16 protein-coding genes and 1 riboswitch are annotated in these 18,678 nt (G+C 60.8%); of the genes, 6 read left to right on the top strand and 10 right to left on the bottom strand.

The features are described 5' to 3' along the window. Position 1: 1 nt before the first annotated feature. From cobW to KSS97_RS11870, 3 genes are all read right to left on the bottom strand, one after another. A complete protein-coding gene (gene cobW, locus KSS97_RS11880; RefSeq protein WP_198797432.1) occupies positions 2-1,066 on the bottom strand; it encodes a cobalamin biosynthesis protein CobW in 1,065 nt (354 codons plus the stop codon). A 99-nt stretch (positions 1,067-1,165) separates the two neighbouring features. Beyond that, a riboswitch (cobalamin riboswitch) is annotated at positions 1,166-1,397 on the bottom strand. A gap of 79 nt (positions 1,398-1,476) precedes the next feature. Further along, a complete protein-coding gene (locus tag KSS97_RS11875) occupies positions 1,477-2,613 on the bottom strand; it encodes a glycerate kinase (protein WP_030141252.1) in 1,137 nt (378 codons plus the stop codon). Between the two features lie 258 nt (positions 2,614-2,871). Next, positions 2,872-3,996 carry a sugar diacid recognition domain-containing protein gene (locus tag KSS97_RS11870; RefSeq protein ID WP_030141251.1) on the bottom strand — a complete coding sequence of 375 codons (1,125 nt, stop codon included), beginning with the start codon at positions 3,994-3,996 and terminating at the stop codon, positions 2,872-2,874. 194 nt (positions 3,997-4,190) lie between these two features. On the opposite strand from KSS97_RS11870, the gene KSS97_RS11865 reads away from it, so the two are divergent. The 3 genes from KSS97_RS11865 to rarD all read left to right on the top strand — a co-directional run bounded on the left by KSS97_RS11865 (position 4,191) and on the right by rarD (position 7,674). Beyond that, positions 4,191-5,501, top strand: coding sequence for an MFS transporter (locus KSS97_RS11865; RefSeq protein ID WP_217861711.1), 1,311 nt, complete (start codon positions 4,191-4,193; stop codon positions 5,499-5,501). Positions 5,502-5,695: 194 nt separating this feature from the next. After that, a complete protein-coding gene (locus KSS97_RS11860) occupies positions 5,696-6,709 on the top strand; it encodes an aldo/keto reductase (protein ID WP_030141249.1) in 1,014 nt (337 codons plus the stop codon). An 80-nt stretch (positions 6,710-6,789) separates the two neighbouring features. Next, positions 6,790-7,674, top strand: coding sequence for an EamA family transporter RarD (rarD, locus tag KSS97_RS11855; RefSeq protein ID WP_217861710.1), 885 nt, complete (start codon positions 6,790-6,792; stop codon positions 7,672-7,674). Between the two features lie 179 nt (positions 7,675-7,853). Here the strand turns inward: rarD and hppD are convergent, their stop codons facing one another. Together hppD and KSS97_RS11845 are read right to left on the bottom strand one after the other, a co-directional pair. Continuing rightward, entirely contained in the window at positions 7,854-8,930 is a 1,077-nt protein-coding gene (gene hppD / locus KSS97_RS11850) for a 4-hydroxyphenylpyruvate dioxygenase (RefSeq protein WP_030142212.1), read from the bottom strand. Positions 8,931-9,180: 250 nt separating this feature from the next. Beyond that, positions 9,181-10,125: a DMT family transporter gene (locus KSS97_RS11845; RefSeq protein WP_030142213.1), complete on the bottom strand. Its 945-nt coding sequence runs from the start codon at positions 10,123-10,125 to the stop codon at positions 9,181-9,183. 202 nt (positions 10,126-10,327) lie between these two features. On the opposite strand from KSS97_RS11845, the gene KSS97_RS11840 reads away from it, so the two are divergent. Together KSS97_RS11840 and KSS97_RS11835 are read left to right on the top strand one after the other, a co-directional pair. Continuing rightward, complete coding sequence (locus KSS97_RS11840) at positions 10,328-11,200, top strand: LysR family transcriptional regulator (RefSeq protein WP_217861709.1); 873 nt, start codon at positions 10,328-10,330, stop codon at positions 11,198-11,200. A 390-nt stretch (positions 11,201-11,590) separates the two neighbouring features. Continuing rightward, positions 11,591-11,956: a histone-like nucleoid-structuring protein, MvaT/MvaU family gene (locus KSS97_RS11835; RefSeq protein WP_030142216.1), complete on the top strand. Its 366-nt coding sequence runs from the start codon at positions 11,591-11,593 to the stop codon at positions 11,954-11,956. A gap of 91 nt (positions 11,957-12,047) precedes the next feature. Here the strand turns inward: KSS97_RS11835 and KSS97_RS11830 are convergent, their stop codons facing one another. Continuing rightward, positions 12,048-12,572 carry a DUF4946 domain-containing protein gene (locus KSS97_RS11830; protein WP_217861708.1) on the bottom strand — a complete coding sequence of 175 codons (525 nt, stop codon included), beginning with the start codon at positions 12,570-12,572 and terminating at the stop codon, positions 12,048-12,050. A 186-nt stretch (positions 12,573-12,758) separates the two neighbouring features. Here KSS97_RS11830 and gloA point away from each other — a divergent pair, with 186 nt between their 5' ends. After that, the gene (gene gloA, locus KSS97_RS11825; protein ID WP_198798343.1) at positions 12,759-13,289 is read left to right on the top strand and encodes a lactoylglutathione lyase; all 531 of its coding nucleotides are present in this window, start codon (positions 12,759-12,761) and stop codon (positions 13,287-13,289) included. A 165-nt stretch (positions 13,290-13,454) separates the two neighbouring features. On the opposite strand, the gene ahpF is transcribed toward gloA, so the two are convergent. From ahpF to galU, 4 genes are all read right to left on the bottom strand, one after another. After that, positions 13,455-15,017: an alkyl hydroperoxide reductase subunit F gene (gene ahpF / locus KSS97_RS11820; protein ID WP_198798346.1), complete on the bottom strand. Its 1,563-nt coding sequence runs from the start codon at positions 15,015-15,017 to the stop codon at positions 13,455-13,457. Between the two features lie 123 nt (positions 15,018-15,140). Continuing rightward, positions 15,141-15,704, bottom strand: a complete 564-nt coding sequence (ahpC, locus tag KSS97_RS11815; protein WP_011061677.1) for an alkyl hydroperoxide reductase subunit C — start codon at positions 15,702-15,704, stop codon at positions 15,141-15,143. Between the two features lie 233 nt (positions 15,705-15,937). Beyond that, positions 15,938-17,293 (bottom strand): glutathione-disulfide reductase, encoded by a 1,356-nt coding sequence (gene gorA, locus KSS97_RS11810; protein WP_217861707.1) that lies wholly within the window; start codon positions 17,291-17,293, stop codon positions 15,938-15,940. Positions 17,294-17,607: 314 nt separating this feature from the next. After that, positions 17,608-18,447, bottom strand: coding sequence for a UTP--glucose-1-phosphate uridylyltransferase GalU (gene galU / locus KSS97_RS11805; RefSeq protein WP_003182953.1), 840 nt, complete (start codon positions 18,445-18,447; stop codon positions 17,608-17,610). Positions 18,448-18,678: the final 231 nt, after the last annotated feature.

Genomic DNA, 18,678 nt, shown 5'->3' with positions numbered 1-18,678 from the left:
CTCAGGCGCTGAGGGCGGCGCGCAACTGCGCTTCGAGCAGCCCGGCGTCCAGGTCCTGGCCGATCAATACCAGCCGCGTGACCCGCGCTTCGTCGGCGCCCCACTGGCGGTCGAAGTGCTTGTCGAAGCGCGTGCCGACGCCTTGGATCAGCAGGCGCATCGGCTTGTTCGGGATGGCTGCGAAACCCTTGACCCGCAGCACGTCGTGCTGGACCACCAGTTGCGTCAACGCGTCCAGCAGCAGGCTTTCGTCAGCCTGGGGCAGCTCGATGGAAATCGAATCGAAGGCATCGTGATCGTGGTCGTCGTCATCGCCGTCATGGTGGTGGTCGTGATGGCTGTGGCGGCTGTCGATGTGCTCTTCGGAGCCCGCGCCCAAGCCGATCAGCACGTCCAGCGGCAAGCGACCGCTGCTGGCTTCGATGACCTTGACCGCTGGCGGCAGTTCTTCGGCGACTTCCAGGCGCACTTTTGCCAGGTCCTCGGGGTTGATCAGGTCGGCTTTGTTGAGGATCACCAGATCGGCGCTCGCCAGTTGATCGGCGAACAGCTCGTGCAGCGGCGATTCATGGTCCAGGTTCGGGTCCAGCTTGCGCTGGGCATCGACCTTGTCCGGGAACGCGGCGAAGGTGCCGGCGGCGACGGCCGGGCTGTCCACCACGGTGATGACCGCATCGACGGTGCAGGCGCTGCGGATTTCAGGCCATTGGAAGGCCTGGACCAGCGGCTTGGGCAAGGCCAGGCCAGAGGTTTCGATGAGAATATGGTCGAGGTCGCCGCGACGGGCCACCAATTCCCGCATCACCGGGAAGAACTCTTCCTGCACCGTGCAGCACAGGCAGCCGTTGGCCAGTTCATAGACGCGGCCGTTGGCTTCTTCTTCGGTGCAACCGATGGAGCACTGCTTGAGGATCTCGCCGTCGATGCCCAGTTCGCCGAATTCATTGACGATGACCGCGATGCGCCGGCCCTGGGCGTTGTCGAGCATGTGCCGCAGCAAGGTGGTCTTACCCGAGCCGAGGAAACCGGTGACGATGGTGACGGGGAGTTTGGCCAGTGTTTTCATCGGATGCCCTTTGGCAAGGTGGCGGGCAAACGGGACGACAACCGCAGGCACGGGCGTGCGCGGAAGATTTCGCCACCGGATCACCCCGCCCGGTTGTAGTGAGAATCTGTTGTCGAGGCAGGTCTCCTGGCTGACGGCGGGCCAGGCAGGCTTTTATCCAAAGCCTGGGCTGACAATTTGCTGCGCCTTCCCGTGCGCCCGTTGTAACAGGGCATGCACAGTGGCCTTGCAGAAACAGCACCGTTCACAGTTGCGGGGGCAGCCGCGGCTTGGACCGCGTTCCCTTCTTAGCTTCGGCACATGCCGAAGAACCTCGAAGGCGCAAGGCTACGCAGGGAGTGCGGGCGGGTCAATGTCCGAAGGCAATCTGCGATGCCTGATGCGTCCTGGCGACTACCGCGCGGGCGAATTCAGCGGGCCGCCACCCGCCAGAGCCGCGCGATGTCCCGGGCCCGCTCGGCCAGCAGGCGCGGCGCATCGGTGCAGGCCTCTTGCAGCGTCATCGGCCCGTTCGCCAGGGCAAACGCGGCATCGATGCCGTGCTCATAGAGCGCTTCGTAGCCCTCCCCCAGCGTGCCGGCGACGACCAGCACCGGCACGCCGTGGCGCTGGGCGATGCGGGCCACGCCAAACGGGGTCTTGCCGCGCAGCGTCTGGGCGTCGAAACGGCCTTCGCCGGTGATCACCAGGTCGGCACCGCTGATGGCATCGGCCAGGCCGGTCAATTGCGCGACGACTTCCACACCGGTGCGAAACTGCGCCTTGAGGAAAGCCTTGGCGGCAAAGCCCAGGCCGCCGGCGGCGCCGCTGCCGGGTTCGTCGCGAACGTCACGGTCAAGCACCTGGGCACAGTGTCCGGCGAAGTGCGCCAGCGCCCGGTCAAGTTGCTGCACCTGTTCGCCGGAGGCGCCTTTCTGCGGGCCGAACACGGCTGAAGCGCCATGGGGGCCGCAGAGCGGGTTGTCGACGTCAGCGGCGATTTCGAAACACACGCCGGCCAGACGCGGGTCCAATTGGCTCAGGTCGATGTGCGCCAGTTTGCCGAGGGCCAGGCCGCCGGGCGGCAGCGTCTGGCCCTGGTCGTCGAGCAACGCCACGCCCAAGGCCTGCATCGCCCCGGCGCCGCCGTCGTTGGTGGCGCTGCCGCCTATTGCCAGAATGACCCGGCTAGCGCCTTCATCCAGGGCGGCGCGGATCAGTTCGCCGGTGCCAAAGGTGCTGCTGGAACAAGCATCGCGCTGCCCCGGTGGCACCAATTGCAAGCCGCTGGCCTCAGCCATCTCGATGATTGCCGTGCGGCTTTGCGGCAGCCAGCCCCAACGGGCCTCGACGGCGGCTCCCAGCGGGCCACGGACCCGGTTTTCACGCCACTGGCCGTTGCAGGCCGCAAGCACCGCCTCCACCGTTCCCTCGCCGCCGTCAGCCATTGGGCACTTGATCAACTGCGCATCCGGCCAGACCTGGGCCAACCCTTGCGCGATGGCGTCCGCCACGCCCTGGGCGCTGAGACTGTCCTTGAACGAGTCGGGGGCGATGATTATTTTCATTTTTGTTCTCCGGTTCCGATGCACAGCATGCTGCCAGCTGACCGTAACCGTGACGCCGGTCCGCCGCACAAAAGTCTTGGAGCATTATTGGTCAAATTCACAAAGGCTGGGTCGCATAGCGTGTGGCCAGCGCATCTGTGGCGAGGGAGCTTGCTCCCGCTCGGCTGCGTAGCGGCCGCTTTTTTGGGGCCGCTGCGCGACCCAGCGGGAGCAAGCTCCCTCGCCACGGGGTTATGAGTCAATTGCACCCCACATAGGTTATGTGGGGGTATCGACGGTCTGTGGCAACAACTGGACGCCCAGGTACAACGCCAACATCCCATCCAGCCTGAGCGGGTCGACGCCGCTGAGTTCGGCGATGCGCTCCATGCGATAGCGCAGGCTGTTGCGGTGGATGCCCAGGGCGTCGGCGCAGGCCTGGCTCTGGCCGTCGTGTTCGCACCAGCTTCGCAGTGTAGCCAGCAGTTGGCCGTTGCTGTCCTTGGCGATGACTTTGCGCAACGGGGTCAGCAGCTCGTCCAGCGCATCGTCGCTGCGATGCCGCCAGAGCATCACCGGCAGACGATAGCGATTGAGGATCAACAAGCGTGACTGCGGCAGGACATCGCGCCCATACGCCAGCAAATCCGCCACCCGCCGGTAGCAACGGCGCAGGCCCGCCAAGCCTTCGGCCTGCCCACCCACAGCGATTCGAAGAATATTCCAGCCCAAGCCGTCGAGCTTGCCCAGCAGGCGCTCGTTCTCCACCGAAGCCGTGACCGGCCGGCACCAGAGCAATGAGGATTTGGACGGAGTCAGGCACCAACTGTCCGGGTAGCGCGACATCAACCAAGCGCTCAACGATTCCACGGTTTGCCCGGGGCCATGCTCCAGGCCCAGTTCAAACAGATACGGCACCCGTGACAGCTGCGGCTTGAGGCCCATCTGCTGCGCCTCGTCGAGCAACCGTGGCGAATCCCCAGCATCGCCCAGCAGCAACGCCAGCAAATCATCGCAACGCTGGCGGCGCCATTGCTGCTCGGCCTGCTGGTTGCGCTGGCCGAGCAGCATTTCCGCGGTCATGCGCACCAGTTCGGCGTAGGTGCGCAATTGTGCGGGTTCGCCGGTGATGCCCAGCACGCCGATCAGCCGCTGGTCGAGCATCAACGGCAGGTTGATCCCCGGCTGCACGCCCTTGAGGTGCACGGCGGTGTGTTCGTCGATTTCCACGACCCGGCCGTTGGCCAGGACCAGTTGCGCGCCCTCGTGGCGGGTATTGATGCGCTCGCGCTCGCCGCTGCCGAGGATCAGGCCCTGGTTGTCCATGACGTTGACGTTATAGGGCAGGATCGCCATCGCCCGGTCGACGATGTCCTGCGCCAGGTCGTGATCGAGTTCGAACATGGGCGGTGTTCCTTGCAAGCGGCGTGATTGTTGTTTTTGAGGTGCAGCGCCCGCGTGATTGGTCAGGCGCACAGGGTCGGCCTGCAAACCCTGTGCTCCGGCACAAAGACACGGGACCTTGGGCTGGCCGAGACTCAAGGGGCGGTCAACGTTACCCCTTGGCACGCCAAAATCATAATAAAGAGAGACCCGCCATGTCCCAGAGCGCAACAGCCCTCCTGGCTACCCACGACGAAAAAAATACCGTCTACAAGCGCATCACCCTGCGCTTGATCCCGTTCATCTTCATCTGCTACCTGTTCAATTACCTCGACCGGGTGAACGTTGGCTTCGCCAAGTTGCAGATGCTCGACGCGTTGAAATTCAGCGAAACCGTATACGGTCTCGGCGCCGGGATTTTCTTCATCGGCTACGTCCTGTGCGGCGTGCCGAGCAACCTGGCCTTGACCAAGTTCGGCCCTCGGCGCTGGATCGCGCTGATGATGATCACCTGGGGCACGCTGTCGACCTGCCTGTTGTTCGTGACTACGCCGACCCAGTTCTACACCTTGCGGCTGTTCACCGGCGCGGCCGAAGCCGGGTTCTTCCCTGGCGTCGTGCTGTACCTCTCGCAGTGGTTCCCGACGTTCCGCCGTGGCCGCATCATGGCGCTGTTCATGTCGGCCATCCCGGTGTCCGGCCTGCTTGGCAGCCCGTTTTCCGGCTGGATCCTCAACCACTTCGCCGCCGGGCAAGGTGGCCTAGCCGGCTGGCAGTGGATGTTCCTGCTGCAAGGCATCCCGACGGTGATCCTCGGCGCGCTGGCGTTCTTCCTGCTCAGCGACACCTTCGCCAAGGCCACCTGGCTGACCGATCATGAACGTGCCGTGCTCACCGCCGACCACGCCGAAGACCAGGCCAACAAACCGAAAACCAGCACCGACTCACTGGCGGCGGTGTTCAGGAACCCGGCGATCTGGGCGTTTGGCCTGGTGTACTTCTGCATCCAGAGCGGCGTATACGCGATCAACTTCTGGCTGCCGTCGATCATCAAGAACCTCGGCTTCAGCGATAACCTCGTGATCGGCTGGCTGAGTGCGATCCCTTATCTGCTGGCGGCGGTGTTCATGCTGCTGGTAGGCCGCTCGGCGGACCTGCACAAGGAGCGCCGCTGGCACCTGGTGGTGCCGATGCTGATGGGCGCGGTGGGGCTGCTGATCGCGGTGAACTTCGCCACCACGCCAGCCATCGCCATCCTCGGCCTGTCCATCGCCACCATGGGCGCCCTCACCGGCCTGCCGATGTTCTGGCCGGTGCCCACCGCCCTGCTCAGCGCAGGCGCGGCGGCGGGTGGTTTGGCGTTGATCAACTCCATGGGCCAGATGGCCGGCTTCCTCAGCCCGTACCTGGTGGGCTGGGTCAAGGACGCCACCGGCTCGACCGACGCGGCGTTGTACCTGCTGGCCGGCGTGATCGTCTGCGGCAGCCTGCTGGCGTTGCGCATGACTCGCACCCTGCGGGCCTGACCCACCTCTTACCCTGTGGGAGCGAGCTTGCTCGCGATGGCGGTGAACCAGTCGATACAGATGTTGGCTGACCTGACGCTATCGCGAGCAAGCTCGCTCCCACAGTTGATTGGGGGTGTTTGAGAAAACGGTTGGATCCACGCGGCGGTTCTGGTATTTGATTGAGCCTTTCCCATGGATAAAAGGATCTTGTCATGAGCTACCGCACGCTAGGCCATTCCGGGTTGCAAGTCTCGACGTTGACCCTGGGCACGATGATGTTCGGCGAACAGACCAGCACCGAGGATTCGCTGCGGATCATCGACAAGGCCTGGGACCAGGGCATCAATTTCATCGACACGGCGGACGTCTACACCGGCGGTCGCTCCGAAGAAATCGTCGGCGAAGCGATTGCCAGTCGTCGCCACGAGTGGGTGCTCGCCACCAAGGTCGGTTTCGGCCCGCCGGACGGTGTGCCCAACCGCAGCGGCCTGAGCCGCAAGCATCTGTTCAATGGCATCGAGGCCAGCCTGACGCGCCTGGGCACCGATTACCTGGACATCTATTACCTGCACCGCGAAGACCACAACACCCCGCTGCACGTCACCGTGTCAGCGATCGGCGATTTGATCCGCCAGGGCAAGATCCGCTATTGGGGCCTGTCGAACTACCGCGGCTGGCGCATCGCCGAGGTGATCCGAATTGCCGACAGCCTGGGCATCGACCGCCCGGTGATCAGCCAACCGCTGTACAACATCGTCAACCGCCAGGCGGAAACCGAGCAAATCACGGCGGCGCAGAATTATGGCCTTGGCGTGGTGCCGTTCAGCCCACTGGCTCGCGGTGTGCTCAGCGGCAAATACGCGCCAGACGTCGCACCGGACGCCAACAGCCGCGCCGGACGCCAGGACAAGCGCATCCTGGAAACCGAATGGCGGGTCGAGTCCTTGCGCATTGCCCAGCAGATCCTGGAATACACCCAGGGCCGGGGCGTAGGCATCGTCGAGTTCGCCATCGCCTGGGTACTGAACAACAATGCCGTGACCTCGGCCATCGTCGGGCCGCGCACCGAGGAGCAATGGGATTCGTACACCAAGGCGCAGGCGGTGAAGATCACGGCGGAAGATGAAGCGTTCATCGATTCGCTGGTGACGCCGGGGCATGCCTCGACGCCGGGGTTCAATGATGTCGGCCACTTCGTGCCAGGACGCGTGCCGCGTACGTCGTAACCTACACAGATACCACCGTGGCGAGGGAGCTTGCGCCCTCGCCACGGAGACTCAGGCTCATCCAATAACAAGAGGCATCAGTGTCCAAAGGCATCGCTCTATCGGTCTCGGCATCCGCCCTGTTCGCCGTCATGTATTACTACACCTCACTGCTCACGCCACTGACCGGCCTGGAGATTTTCGGCTGGCGCATGTTGCTGACGATGCCGTGCATGACCGCGTTCATGTTGATCGCCCGCGAATGGAAACTCGTCTCGGATCTTGTCGCACGCCTGGTCGCCACGCCGCGCTTGCTGCTGGGTGCAATGGCGTCATCGGCACTGATGGGCGCGCAGTTGTGGCTGTTCATGTGGGCGCCGCTCAACGGCTACAGCCTGGACGTGTCGCTGGGCTATTTCCTGCTGCCGTTATCGATGGTCCTGACCGGACGTATCGTCTATGGCGAGCGCCTCTCCCGCTTGCAAAAGGTCGCGGTGTTTTTCGCCACCCTGGGCGTGCTCAACGAGCTCTACCAGGTGGGTGGTTTTTCCTGGGCGACGTTATTGGTGGTGGTGGGCTATCCCATCTATTTCATCCTGCGCAAACGCCTGCGTACCGACAACCTGGGCGGGCTCTGGCTGGACATGACATTGATGCTGCCATTGGCGCTCTGGTTCGTGCAGAGCGGTGAACAGGGCTTCGGGGTTTTCGACCAATACCCGTGGCTGTCGCTGTTGATCCCGATTCTCGGTGTCATCAGTGCGTCGGCGCTGGTGTCCTATATCGTCGCCAGTCGACTGCTGCCGTTCAGCCTGTTCGGGTTGTTGAGCTATGTAGAACCCGTGTTGCTGCTGGGCGTTGCGCTGTTGCTGGGAGAAAGTATCAAGGCCGAAGAATGGCTGACCTACATCCCCATCTGGATGGCCGTGGCGGTACTGGTGTTCGAAGGGTTCAAGCACTTGGTGAGGCAGCGGCGCAGGACTTAAGGTCACCGTCTGCCCCCCTGTGGGAGCGAGCTTGCTCGCGATAGCGGAGTGTCAGCCAACATCTTTGCCGGCTGATATACCGCTATCGCGAGCAAGCTCGCTCCCACAAAGGGTTGTGTATTGACAATAAAAAGCCCGCCCGGCATCACTGCCGGGCGGGCTTTTTATTGTTTCAGCGGTTACTCGGTAGCGAGCACACCACGACGCACCTGGTCGCGCTCGATCGACTCGAACAGGGCCTTGAAGTTGCCCTCGCCGAAGCCGTCGTCGCCCTTGCGCTGGATGAACTCGAAGAACACCGGGCCCATCAGGGTTTCCGAAAATATCTGCAGCAGCAGGCGCTTATCGCCTTGCTCGGACGCACCGTCCAGCAAAATGCCACGCGATTGCAGCTCACCGACAGGTTCACCGTGGTTCGGCAGGCGACCTTCGAGCATTTCGTAGTAGGTGTCCGGCGGCGCGGTCATGAAGCGCATGCCGATTTTCTTCAACTGGTCCCAGGTCTTGATCAGGTCGTCGGTGAGGAACGCCACGTGCTGGATGCCCTCGCCGTTGAACTGCATCAGGAACTCTTCGATCTGGCCGGCGCCCTTGGACGATTCTTCGTTCAACGGGATGCGAATCATGCCGTCCGGAGCGGTCATCGCCTTGGACGTCAGGCCGGTGTATTCGCCCTTGATGTCGAAGTAACGGATCTCGCGGAAGTTGAACAGCTTCTCGTAGAAGTTCGCCCAGTAGGCCATGCGCCCGCGATACACGTTGTGGGTCAGGTGATCGATGATTTTCAGGCCCGCGCCCACCGGGTTGCGGTCGACGCCTTCGAGGAACACGAAGTCGATGTCATAGATCGAACTGCCTTCGCCAAAACGGTCGATCAGGTACAGCGGCGCGCCGCCGATACCTTTGATGGCAGGCAGGTTCAGCTCCATCGGGCCGGTTTCGATATGGATCGGCTGGGCGCCAAGCTCCAGGGCGCGCTTGTAGGCTTTTTGCGAGTCCTTGACCCGGAACGCCATGCCGCACACCGACGGGCCGTGCTCGGCCGCGAAATACGAAGCGACGCTATGGGGTTCGTTGTTGAGGATCAGGTTGATCGCGCCCTGGCGATACAGGTGCACATCCTTGGACCGGTGGGTGGCCACTTTGGTGAAGCCCATGATCTCGAAGATCGGCTCCAGGGTGTTGGGCGTAGGGGACGCGAATTCGATGAATTCAAAGCCCATCAGGCCCATGGGGTTTTCGTATAGATCTGCCATGTCGGCGCCTCATCATGCTTATCAATTAACAGGAAACGTTAGTTGCCAGTGATGCTGAGGGCACGGGGCGGCGCGCAGGAGATGCCACGAACGCTGCGGGCGAGGAAATCGCCATAGATCAGTTGAAACCCAAGTATCTTCATTGTCGACCCAAGGCTCTTGCGGGCGAGGCTTCTGCTGCCAGAAGACGTTATTCTTGTATGCGTAAACCGATTCTACACAGCGTAACTGGATTTGTCCGCCTTCTGTATCAAATCGCCTTTTGCGCCGACCGTGCAAGGGGTTTGTTGCAGAGGAAAATGCCCGCCAGAATCACGCCGCCGCCGACGCACATCAGGGCCGTGAGCCGTTCGTCCAGCAACAACGCCCCCAGCAACACCGCCGTCAGCGGATTGAGTGCGATGAACACGCCGGAACGGGTTGCGCCAATCCGGCGAATACCGTCATACCAGGCGATGTAGGCCAGGGCCGAGCCCAGCACGCCGAGGTATAGCAGGCTCAGCCATTGCCTGATGTCCAGCGCGGTCAACGCCTCCAAGCGAACCTCACCCACCGTCGCACAGGCAGCCCACAACATCAGCGTGCCCAACAGGATCGACCAGGTGACCGTCTGCAACGGGCCAAGGCTTTCGTTGAGGCTTCGGGAGAACAGCGAATAAATGCCCCATCCCAGCACGCAGCCGAAAATCAGCAAGTCGCCGGTCCAGCCCTGCCCCGTTGCCTGCAGCAAGGACGGATCACGACTGACGATCACCAGCCCCGCCCCGCCGATACACAGCGCGATGCCGATGATTTTCAAGCGCCCCAACCGCTCCTTGAACAGCCACCAGGAGGCCAACCCGATCACGGCCGGATTCAATGCCACTATCAGCGAGGCCCGTGATGCGTTGATGTACTGCAAGCCATAAAAGAAGCACAGGTTGTAGAAGAAGATACCGAAGAATCCCAGCACCGCCAGTTGCACGCCCTGCTTCAGGCTGGGCCTGGCCAGGGGAATGCCGGCCAGGCCGAGAAACACCAACAGCGCGCCACTCGCCAGCAGGAACCGCAGGCTGGCCGCGAACAGGGGCGCCAGGGCATCGGAGAGGATCCGCCCGGCCACGAAAGTCCCGCCCCAGATCATCGTGACCATGGCGAGCTTTAGATAGACCGGAAGGTCTGAAGGGATTGGGACGGTTTGTTCGAGGGTTTTCATGGTTTCACCACGTTGAATAGGACGAATTACCTGTGGCGAGGGAGCTTGCTCGCGCTGGGCTGCGAAGCAGTCCTTTCATTTACCAGCGATGGGCCCGCTGCGCGGTCCAGCGGGAGCAAGCTCCCTCGCCACGGTTTTCTGTATTGCTGGGATGCCGTATTGTTCTACTCATGTCTGGTCATCGTAAAATGAGCCTTTCCTCATGACACTCACCCAACTCGAAATCTTCTCGCTGGTCGCCGAGCTGCGCGGGTTCACGGCAGCCGCGACACGCCTGGGCATCGGCCAGTCAGCGGTGTCACACGCCATCAAAACCCTCGAACAGGAATTGGGCGTCGAATTGTTCCGACGTCATCAGTCCCTCGTCGAGCCGAGCGACATCGGCCAGCAGTTGCTGTTGCGGGCCCGGGCCATGCTCGGGTTGGCGAACACCTTGCGCCAGGAAGCCGCCGACGCCCGAGGGATGCGCCGCGGCACGTTGCGCATCGGCTCGTTCGGTCCGACGTCGTCGATGAAGTTGCTGCCGTCCATCCTGGAGCGCTTCCGTGCCTTGCACCCGGGGATCGAGGTGCACATCGACGAGGGGCCGGACCGGCAGGTTCTACAGTGGCTGGATGAACGGCGAGTCGACGTCGGCTTCGTGGTCTTGCCTGAAGAGCGCTTCGATACATTCGCGTTGATGGAGGACCAAATGGTCGCTCTGCTCCCCGCCGCTCACCCCCTCGCCGCCCAGGCCAATCTCAAGCTCGGCGAGCTGTGCAACGACCCTTTCATACTCACCGAGGCCGGCTCGTCGGAACTGGTCTGGCGCCTGTTCAATGCCGCTCGGCTCACACCGAACGTACGTTATCGCTGCTCGCAGTTGCTCAGCACGCTCGATATCGTCAGTCGTGGCGACGCGGTAAGCGTGGTGTCCGAAGGCTCGTTGCCGCCCCTCGATGATCCACGTATCGCCAAACGAGCCTTGTCACCACGGGTTCCACGCCAGATCGGCCTGGCCGTGCTGGATCGCCGCCAGGCCTCTCCCGCAACCCTTGCATTTATTGAACTGGCCCAGGCGTTGCACCCGGTCTGATGCGGCGTTCGCTTGGGTGACAGCAAGCTCGAATCTTAAATAACCTACTGAGTGAGAGTGACTTTCCGCAGCCCGACGCGTGAACTTTATAGAGTGCTGTCTATTGATATGTGCGATCAGGAGAAAAAATTTATTGCGACAGCGAGTACCGTTAGTGGCCATTTTCCGCCGCCAAGCGCTTGACGATGAAAGCGCGCTCTCGCTAGAACGTCTACTGTTGTTACATAACGAAAAAGTTACGATTTACACTTTTCGGTTTAACTACTACAATTTTTTCTGCCTGTACCCGATAGCAGGAGAGTCATTAGTCACCGAGTCGCTACAAAGCGCTTGGCTTATAGCTTTGTTTGCGGTTGGTATCAGCCATTTATTTCTATTGGAGTATTGATATTGTCCAGACTCGCTGAATTTCGCAAAGCCGAGAAGGCCCTTCAGGAACAGCTCGCACAGCTGGAGGCACTGAAGAATGACGCCGGGCTCAAGAAAGAAATCGAATTCGAAGAGAAGCTCCAGGGGCTGATGAAAACCTACGGCAAAGGCCTGCGTGACATTATCGCGATCCTCGAGCCGAACCCGTCCAAGTCGGGCAGCCTCTCCGCCAAGACCCCAAAGACCCGCCGGGCCAGGGTCGTCAAGGTTTACCAGAACCCACACACCGGCGAACTCATCGAAACCAAGGGCGGCAACCATCGCGGCCTGAAAGCCTGGAAGGAAAAGTACGGCGCAAGCACGGTCGATTCGTGGCTGCGTGGCTGACAGTCAACACTAGTGGAAAAAGCCCTGAATACATTCAGGGCTTTTTTATGGCTGAACTTTGGAAGTAATTCCAGAGTAGTACACCGAGGCCTTATAGTTTCAGGCTATTTCGTACTGACTGTATTTCGTCCTGGCTTTCAACATACACCTGCGCCTGCCCAGCATAGGACAGCACGTAGGCGCTGCCCTCGCTTAGTGCTACGACCAACGTTTGTGACAATACATGACGCCCGTTCTGCGTGATCGTGCAAGTGGTTTCCAATGCCGTTACGCCGCCCAACATGGAAGGGTGAATCTTATTGCAGACGCTTTGATAGCCGCCCTGGAAAAAATCCTTTTGCAGGGACTTTCGCATTTCCAGCAACACGCCTTGCAAGTTCGGCTGATGATCCGCCGCTACAGGCGTTACAGTCAGTTCCATGACCATCAAGGCATTACCTGAAAGGTCGCTCTTGGTCGCACGCTGCCGGTGGGTGCCCGGTGCCGGCGCATCGGCAGACAACGACTCGACTTTCCAGCCCTGGGGCCAGATTACCTGCGGTTCGGCCGCTCCGGCATCGACACTCGCCACGACGGCGAACAGTAAAAAAGACAGCGGAAGGAACGATCGAAACATTGCACGCACTCCAGGGCGAATCCTGAAGTCTGATGGGCGTGGCATCACCAGGCAATAGCGATGTTTGGCGATGCCATGCCCCTTGCGTATCATGGACACACCTGCAAGGAAGCCGTCCAGCGCAAGCCCAGGATCGTCGCGCCCAAGTTGCGACGCCGTTTGCCCCACTTATTTTCCGGAGGGCCCATGAGCCTGCAAGCACTCAACTCTTTTCCTGGCGTCACCGCCCAACCTGACACCGCCACGGCCAAGTTCGTCTTCAACCACACCATGCTGCGGGTCAAGGACATTACCAAATCCTTGGACTTCTATACCCGCGTGCTGGGTTTTTCCCTGGTGGAAAAACGTGATTTCCCTGAAGCCGAATTCAGCCTGTATTTCCTGGCGCTGGTGGACAAAAACCAGATCCCGGCGGACGCGGCGGCGCGCACCGAGTGGATGAAGTCGATCCCCGGTATTCTCGAACTGACCCACAATCATGGCACCGAAAACGACCCGGCATTTGCCTACCACAACGGCAACACCGACCCGCGCGGTTTTGGCCACATCTGCATCTCGGTGCCGGACGTCGTCGCCGCCTGCGAACGCTTCGAAGCGCTGGGCTGTGACTTCCAGAAACGCCTGAACGATGGCCGCATGAAAAGCCTGGCGTTCATCAAGGACCCGGATGGCTACTGGGTCGAGATCATCCAGCCTGCGCCGTTACAAGTTCTATAACCACATCAGCCCCCTTGCTCGCGATAGCGGTCTGTCTGGCACGTCAATACTGAATGTGCTGCAGCTATCGCGAGCAAGCTCGCTCCCACAGGAGAATGCGTAATTCGAAATAAAAAACCCCATGAGCCAAGGCCCATGGGGTTTTGTTGTTTCAGCGACTGGCGATCAGGCCGGCGCGGACGTGCGGATCAGGTGATCGAAAGCGCTCAACGAAGCCTTGGCGCCCTCGCCCACGGCGATCACGATCTGCTTGTACGGCACGGTGGTCACGTCCCCTGCAGCGAACACACCCGGGATCGAGGTTTCGCCACGGGCATCGACGATGATCTCGCCACGCGGTGACAACTCGACGGTGCCCTTGAGCCAATCGGTGTTAGGCAATAGGCCGATCTGCACGAAGATCCCTTCCAGCGCCACGTCGCGCAATTCACCGCTCGGACGATCCTTGTAGCGCAGGCCGTTGACCTTCTGCCCATCGCCGGTTACTTCAGTGGTCTGGGCGTTGGTGATCACCGTCACGTTCGGCAGGCTGTGCAGTTTGCGCTGCAACACTGCGTCGGCACGCAATTGCACGTCGAACTCCAGCAGGGTCACATGGGACACGATACCGGCCAAGTCGATGGCCGCTTCAACGCCGGAGTTGCCGCCACCGATTACCGCAACGCGCTTGCCCTTGAACAGTGGACCGTCGCAGTGCGGGCAGTAAGCCACGCCTTTGTTGCGATATTGTTGCTCACCCGGCACGTTCATTTCGCGCCAGCGGGCGCCGGTCGCCAGGATCACGGTCTTGGCCTTGAGGCTTGCGCCGCTGGCGAACCTGACTTCATGCAGCCCGCCGTCCGTGCCAGGCACCAAGGCGTCGGCGCGTTGCAGGTTCATGATGTCCACGTCGTACTGCTTGACGTGTTCTTCCAGGGCAACGGCCAGTTTCGGGCCTTCGGTTTCCTGGACCGAGATGAAGTTCTCGATGGCCATGGTGTCGAGCACCTGGCCGCCGAAACGCTCGGCCGCCACACCGGTGCGGATGCCTTTACGCGCTGCGTAGATCGCCGCCGAGGCACCGGCCGGGCCACCGCCAACCACCAACACGTCGAAGGCATCCTTGGCGCTGATCTTCTCGGCTTGGCGCTCGATGCCGCTGGTGTCGATCTTGGCGAGGATTTCTTCCAGGCCCATGCGGCCCTGGCCGAAGTTCACACCGTTCAAGTAGATGCTTGGCACGGCCATGATCTGGCGTTCATCGACTTCGGCCTGGAACAGCGCGCCGTCGATGGCGACGTGCTTGATGTTCGGGTTCAGCACGGCCATCAGGTTCAGCGCCTGGACCACGTCCGGGCAGTTCTGGCACGACAGCGAGAAATACGTCTCGAAGTTGAACTCGCCCTTGAGCGAGCGGATCTGTTCGATCACTTCGACACTGGCCTTCGAAGGGTGGCCACCGACTTGCAGCAGGGCCAGCACCAGCGAAGTGAATTCATGCCCCATGGGAATGCCGGCGAAACGCAGGCTGATATCGGCTCCGGGGCGGTTCAACGAGAACGATGGCTTGCGCGCATCGGTGCCGTTGTCGAGCAAGGTAATCTGATTGGAAAGACTAGCAACGTCTTTGAGTAACGCGAGCATTTCCTGGGATTTCGCACCGTCGTCGAGGGATGCAACGATCTCGATCGGCTGGGTGACCCGTTCCAGGTATGACTTCAACTGAGCTTTAAGATTGGCGTCCAACATACGGGCGATTTCCATGTTTGAATTTCAGAAAAAACAACGCCCGAGCGAATCTCGCCCGGGCGTTTTTTGGGGCGAAGCGGCTTACCTGATCAAGAGCGGATCGCCCTCGGATGACTCACGGACTTAGATCTTGCCGACCAGGTCCAGGGACGGAGCCAGGGTGGCCTCGCCTTCTTTCCACTTGGCTGGGCAGACTTCGCCTGGGTGAGCGGCAACGTACTGAGCAGCCTTGATCTTGCGCAGCAGCTCGGAAGCGTCGCGGCCTACACCGCCGTCGTTGATTTCAACGATCTTGATCTGACCTTCTGGGTTGATCACGAAAGTACCGCGGTCAGCCAGGCCTGCTTCTTCGATCAGCACGTCGAAGTTGCGGGAGATTGCCAGGGTCGGGTCGCCGATCATGGTGTACTGGATCTTGCCGATGGCTGGCGAAGTGTTGTGCCAGGCAGCGTGGGCAAAGTGAGTGTCGGTGGACACGCTGTAGATCTCGACGCCCAGTTTCTGGAATTCGGCGTAGTTGTCGGCCAGGTCTTCCAGCTCGGTTGGGCAAACGAAGGTGAAGTCAGCCGGGTAGAAGAACACGACAGACCACTTGCCTTTCAGGTCAGCATCCGACACTTCGACGAATGCGCCGTTTTTGAAAGCGGTAGCTTTGAACGGTTTAACTTGGCTGTTGATGATAGGCATCGTTGACTCTCCGTCAGGGGTTGAAAAGTTGATGGGGTGAATCTTAGCCATTCATTCCGCTATTGGCTCATTGCCAAACCTCATGCGAATGATTGGTTTTGGCTATCAGGAATCCATATAGATAGAAGAAATCTGTGGAAGCTGCGGAAGGCGGCGATCGGTTGATCGCAGCGGTTGCCAAACAGTTCACAAGGCTGGATCAAAGGGATCGCAGCCTTGTTCTGGGGAGGAGATCAGGCAGTGGGCGTACGCATGGTGACGAATTCTTCGGCAGCGGTCGGGTGTACGCCGATGGTCTCGTCGAAGTCACGCTTGGTCGCGCCGGCCTTCAGGGCAATCGCCAGGCCCTGGACAATTTCCCCTGCGTCCGGCCCGACCATGTGGCAACCCAGCACTTTGTCGGACTTGGCATCGACCACCAGCTTCATCAGCGTGCGTTCCTGGCACTCGGTGAGGGTCAGCTTCATCGGCCGGAAACGGCTTTCGAAAATCTGCACCTCATGGCCCTCCTCCCGGGCCTGCTCTTCCGTCAGGCCAACCGTGCCGATGTTCGGCAGGCTGAACACGGCCGTGGGAATCATCCGGTAATCCACCAGGCGATACTGCTCGGGCTTGAACAGGCGTCGCGCCACCGCCATGCCTTCAGCCAACGCGACAGGCGTGAGCTGCACGCGGCCGATCACGTCGCCTATGGCCAGGATCGACGGCTCGGCGGTCTCGTATTTTTCGTTGACCTGGACAAAGCCTTTTTCGTCCAGCGTCACGCCGGTGTTCTCCAGGCCGAGGTTGTCCAGCATCGGCCGCCGGCCAGTGGCGTAGAACACGCAATCGGTGGACAGCGTGCGACCGTCCTTGAGTGTCACCTTCAGGCTGCCGTCGGCTTCTTTGTCGATGCGCTGGATGTCCGCGTTGAATTGCAGGTCCAGGCCACGACGCTCGAGCTCCTCGGCCAGATGCTTGCGCACTGCGCCGTCGAAGCCACGCAGGAACAGGTCGCCGCGATAGAGCAAGGACGTTTGCGCGCCCATGCCGTGGAAGATCCCGGCGAATTCCACCGCGATGTAGCCGCCGCCCACCACCAGCATGCGTTTGGGCAGCGTCTTCAGGAAAAAAGCCTCGTTGGAACTGATGGCGTGCTCGCGCCCTGGAATATCCGGAATCACCGGCCAGCCACCCGTGGCGATCATGATGTGCTCGGCGGTGTGGCGCTCGCCGTTGATCTCGACTTCGTGAGGGCCGGTGATCCTGGCGTGGCCTTCATGCAGCGTGACGCCACTGTTGCCCAGCAGGTTGCGGTAGATGCCGTTGAGGCGATTGATCTCGCGATCCTTGTTGGCAATCAGCGTGGCCCAGTCGAAACTCGCCTCGCCCGCCGTCCAGCCGTAGGCCGACGCTTGTTCGAAGTCCTCGGCGTAATGCGCTCCGTAGACCAGCAGTTTTTTCGGCACGCAACCGACGTTCACGCACGTACCGCCCAGGTAGCGGCTTTCCGCCACGCCCACTTTTGCGCCAAACCCCGCGGCAAACCGCGCCGCCCGCACACCACCGGAACCGGCGCCAATCACATACAGATCAAAATCGTAGGCCATCATCTATCTCCTTCGGCAGGTTGTCAGCATACCTGCTGCTTTCACCTGGGGCAGCGTTCAGATGGTTATGGGGGTAAAACCTGAAAAGCCAAACGGCATTTTTTGCAGCTTGCCTTTGTGGCGAGGGAGCTTGCTCCCGCTCGGCTGCGAAGCAGCCGCAAATGGTCGGCAGCCTTTGAGGCCAGAGGGGGCGCTTCGCGCCCAGCGGGAGCAAGCTCCCTCGCCACGGACGATTTTCGCGCCTGCTTATTCGCGCGCAAAAAAAAACGCCCCGAACCAGTCGGGGCGTTTTTTTCAAGCGCGACGCAGGCTTATCAGTAAGCCTTGCCGGTCTTGTAGAAGTTCTCGAAGCAGAAGTTGGTCGCGTCAATATAACCTTCGGCGCCACCGCAGTCGAAACGCTTGCCCTTGAACTTATAGGCCATGACGCAGCCGTTCTGGGCCTGTTTCATCAGGGCGTCGGTGATCTGTATTTCACCGCCCTTGCCCGGTTCGGTCTGTTCGATCAGGTCGAAGATGTCCGGGGTCAGGATGTAGCGGCCGATGATCGCCAGGTTCGACGGTGCATCTTCAGGCTTTGGTTTTTCAACCATGCTGTGGACGCGGTAGATGTCGTCGCGGATCATTTCGCCAGCAATCACACCGTACTTGTTGGTTTCCTGCGGATCCACTTCCTGGATCGCCACGATGGAGCAGCGGAACTGCTTGTACAGCTTGACCATCTGGGTCAGTACGCCGTCGCCTTCCAGGTTCACGCACAAGTCGTCCGCGAGGACCACGGCGAACGGTTCGTCACCGATCAACGGGCGGCCGGTGAGGATCGCGTGGCCCAGGCCTTTCATTTCGGTCTGGCGGGTGTAGGAGAACGAGCACTCGTCCAGCAACTTGCGAATGCCGACCAGGTATTTTTCCTTGTCGGTGCCCTTGATCTGGTTTTCCAGCTCGTAGCTGATGTCGAAATGGTCTTCCAGGGCGCGCTTGCCACGGCCGGTGACGATGGAAATTTCCGTCAGGCCTGCATCGAGGGCTTCTTCGACGCCGTACTGGATCAGTGGCTTGTTCACCACCGGCAGCATTTCTTTGGGCATGGCTTTAGTCGCTGGCAGGAAGCGAGTACCGTAACCGGCTGCTGGGAACAAGCATTTCTTGATCATATAAGTCCTTGAAAAGGCGGTGTGTACAAGTTTCGGCGCAGTCTAATCAGCCGGCAGGCGGCTTACAATGCCTGCACTGGCCAACCGATGCCATCATAGAGAAATAAACCGGCGGATAGTTCAATCGCCTTTCGCTTCGATGGTTCCAGCGGTCCCCACTGTACGCCCATCAGCGCTGTTTGCGGGTATTTGGCGTATCATGGCCGCCTTGATCCCGCCAACGAGGCAGCT

Origin of the sequence: Pseudomonas alvandae, from assembly GCF_019141525.1 — a bacterium.
Classification (GTDB): Bacteria; Pseudomonadota; Gammaproteobacteria; order Pseudomonadales; family Pseudomonadaceae; genus Aquipseudomonas; species Aquipseudomonas alvandae.
Note: the sequence above shows the minus strand (reverse complement) of the source record. Positions and strands in the feature narration are given on the sequence as shown.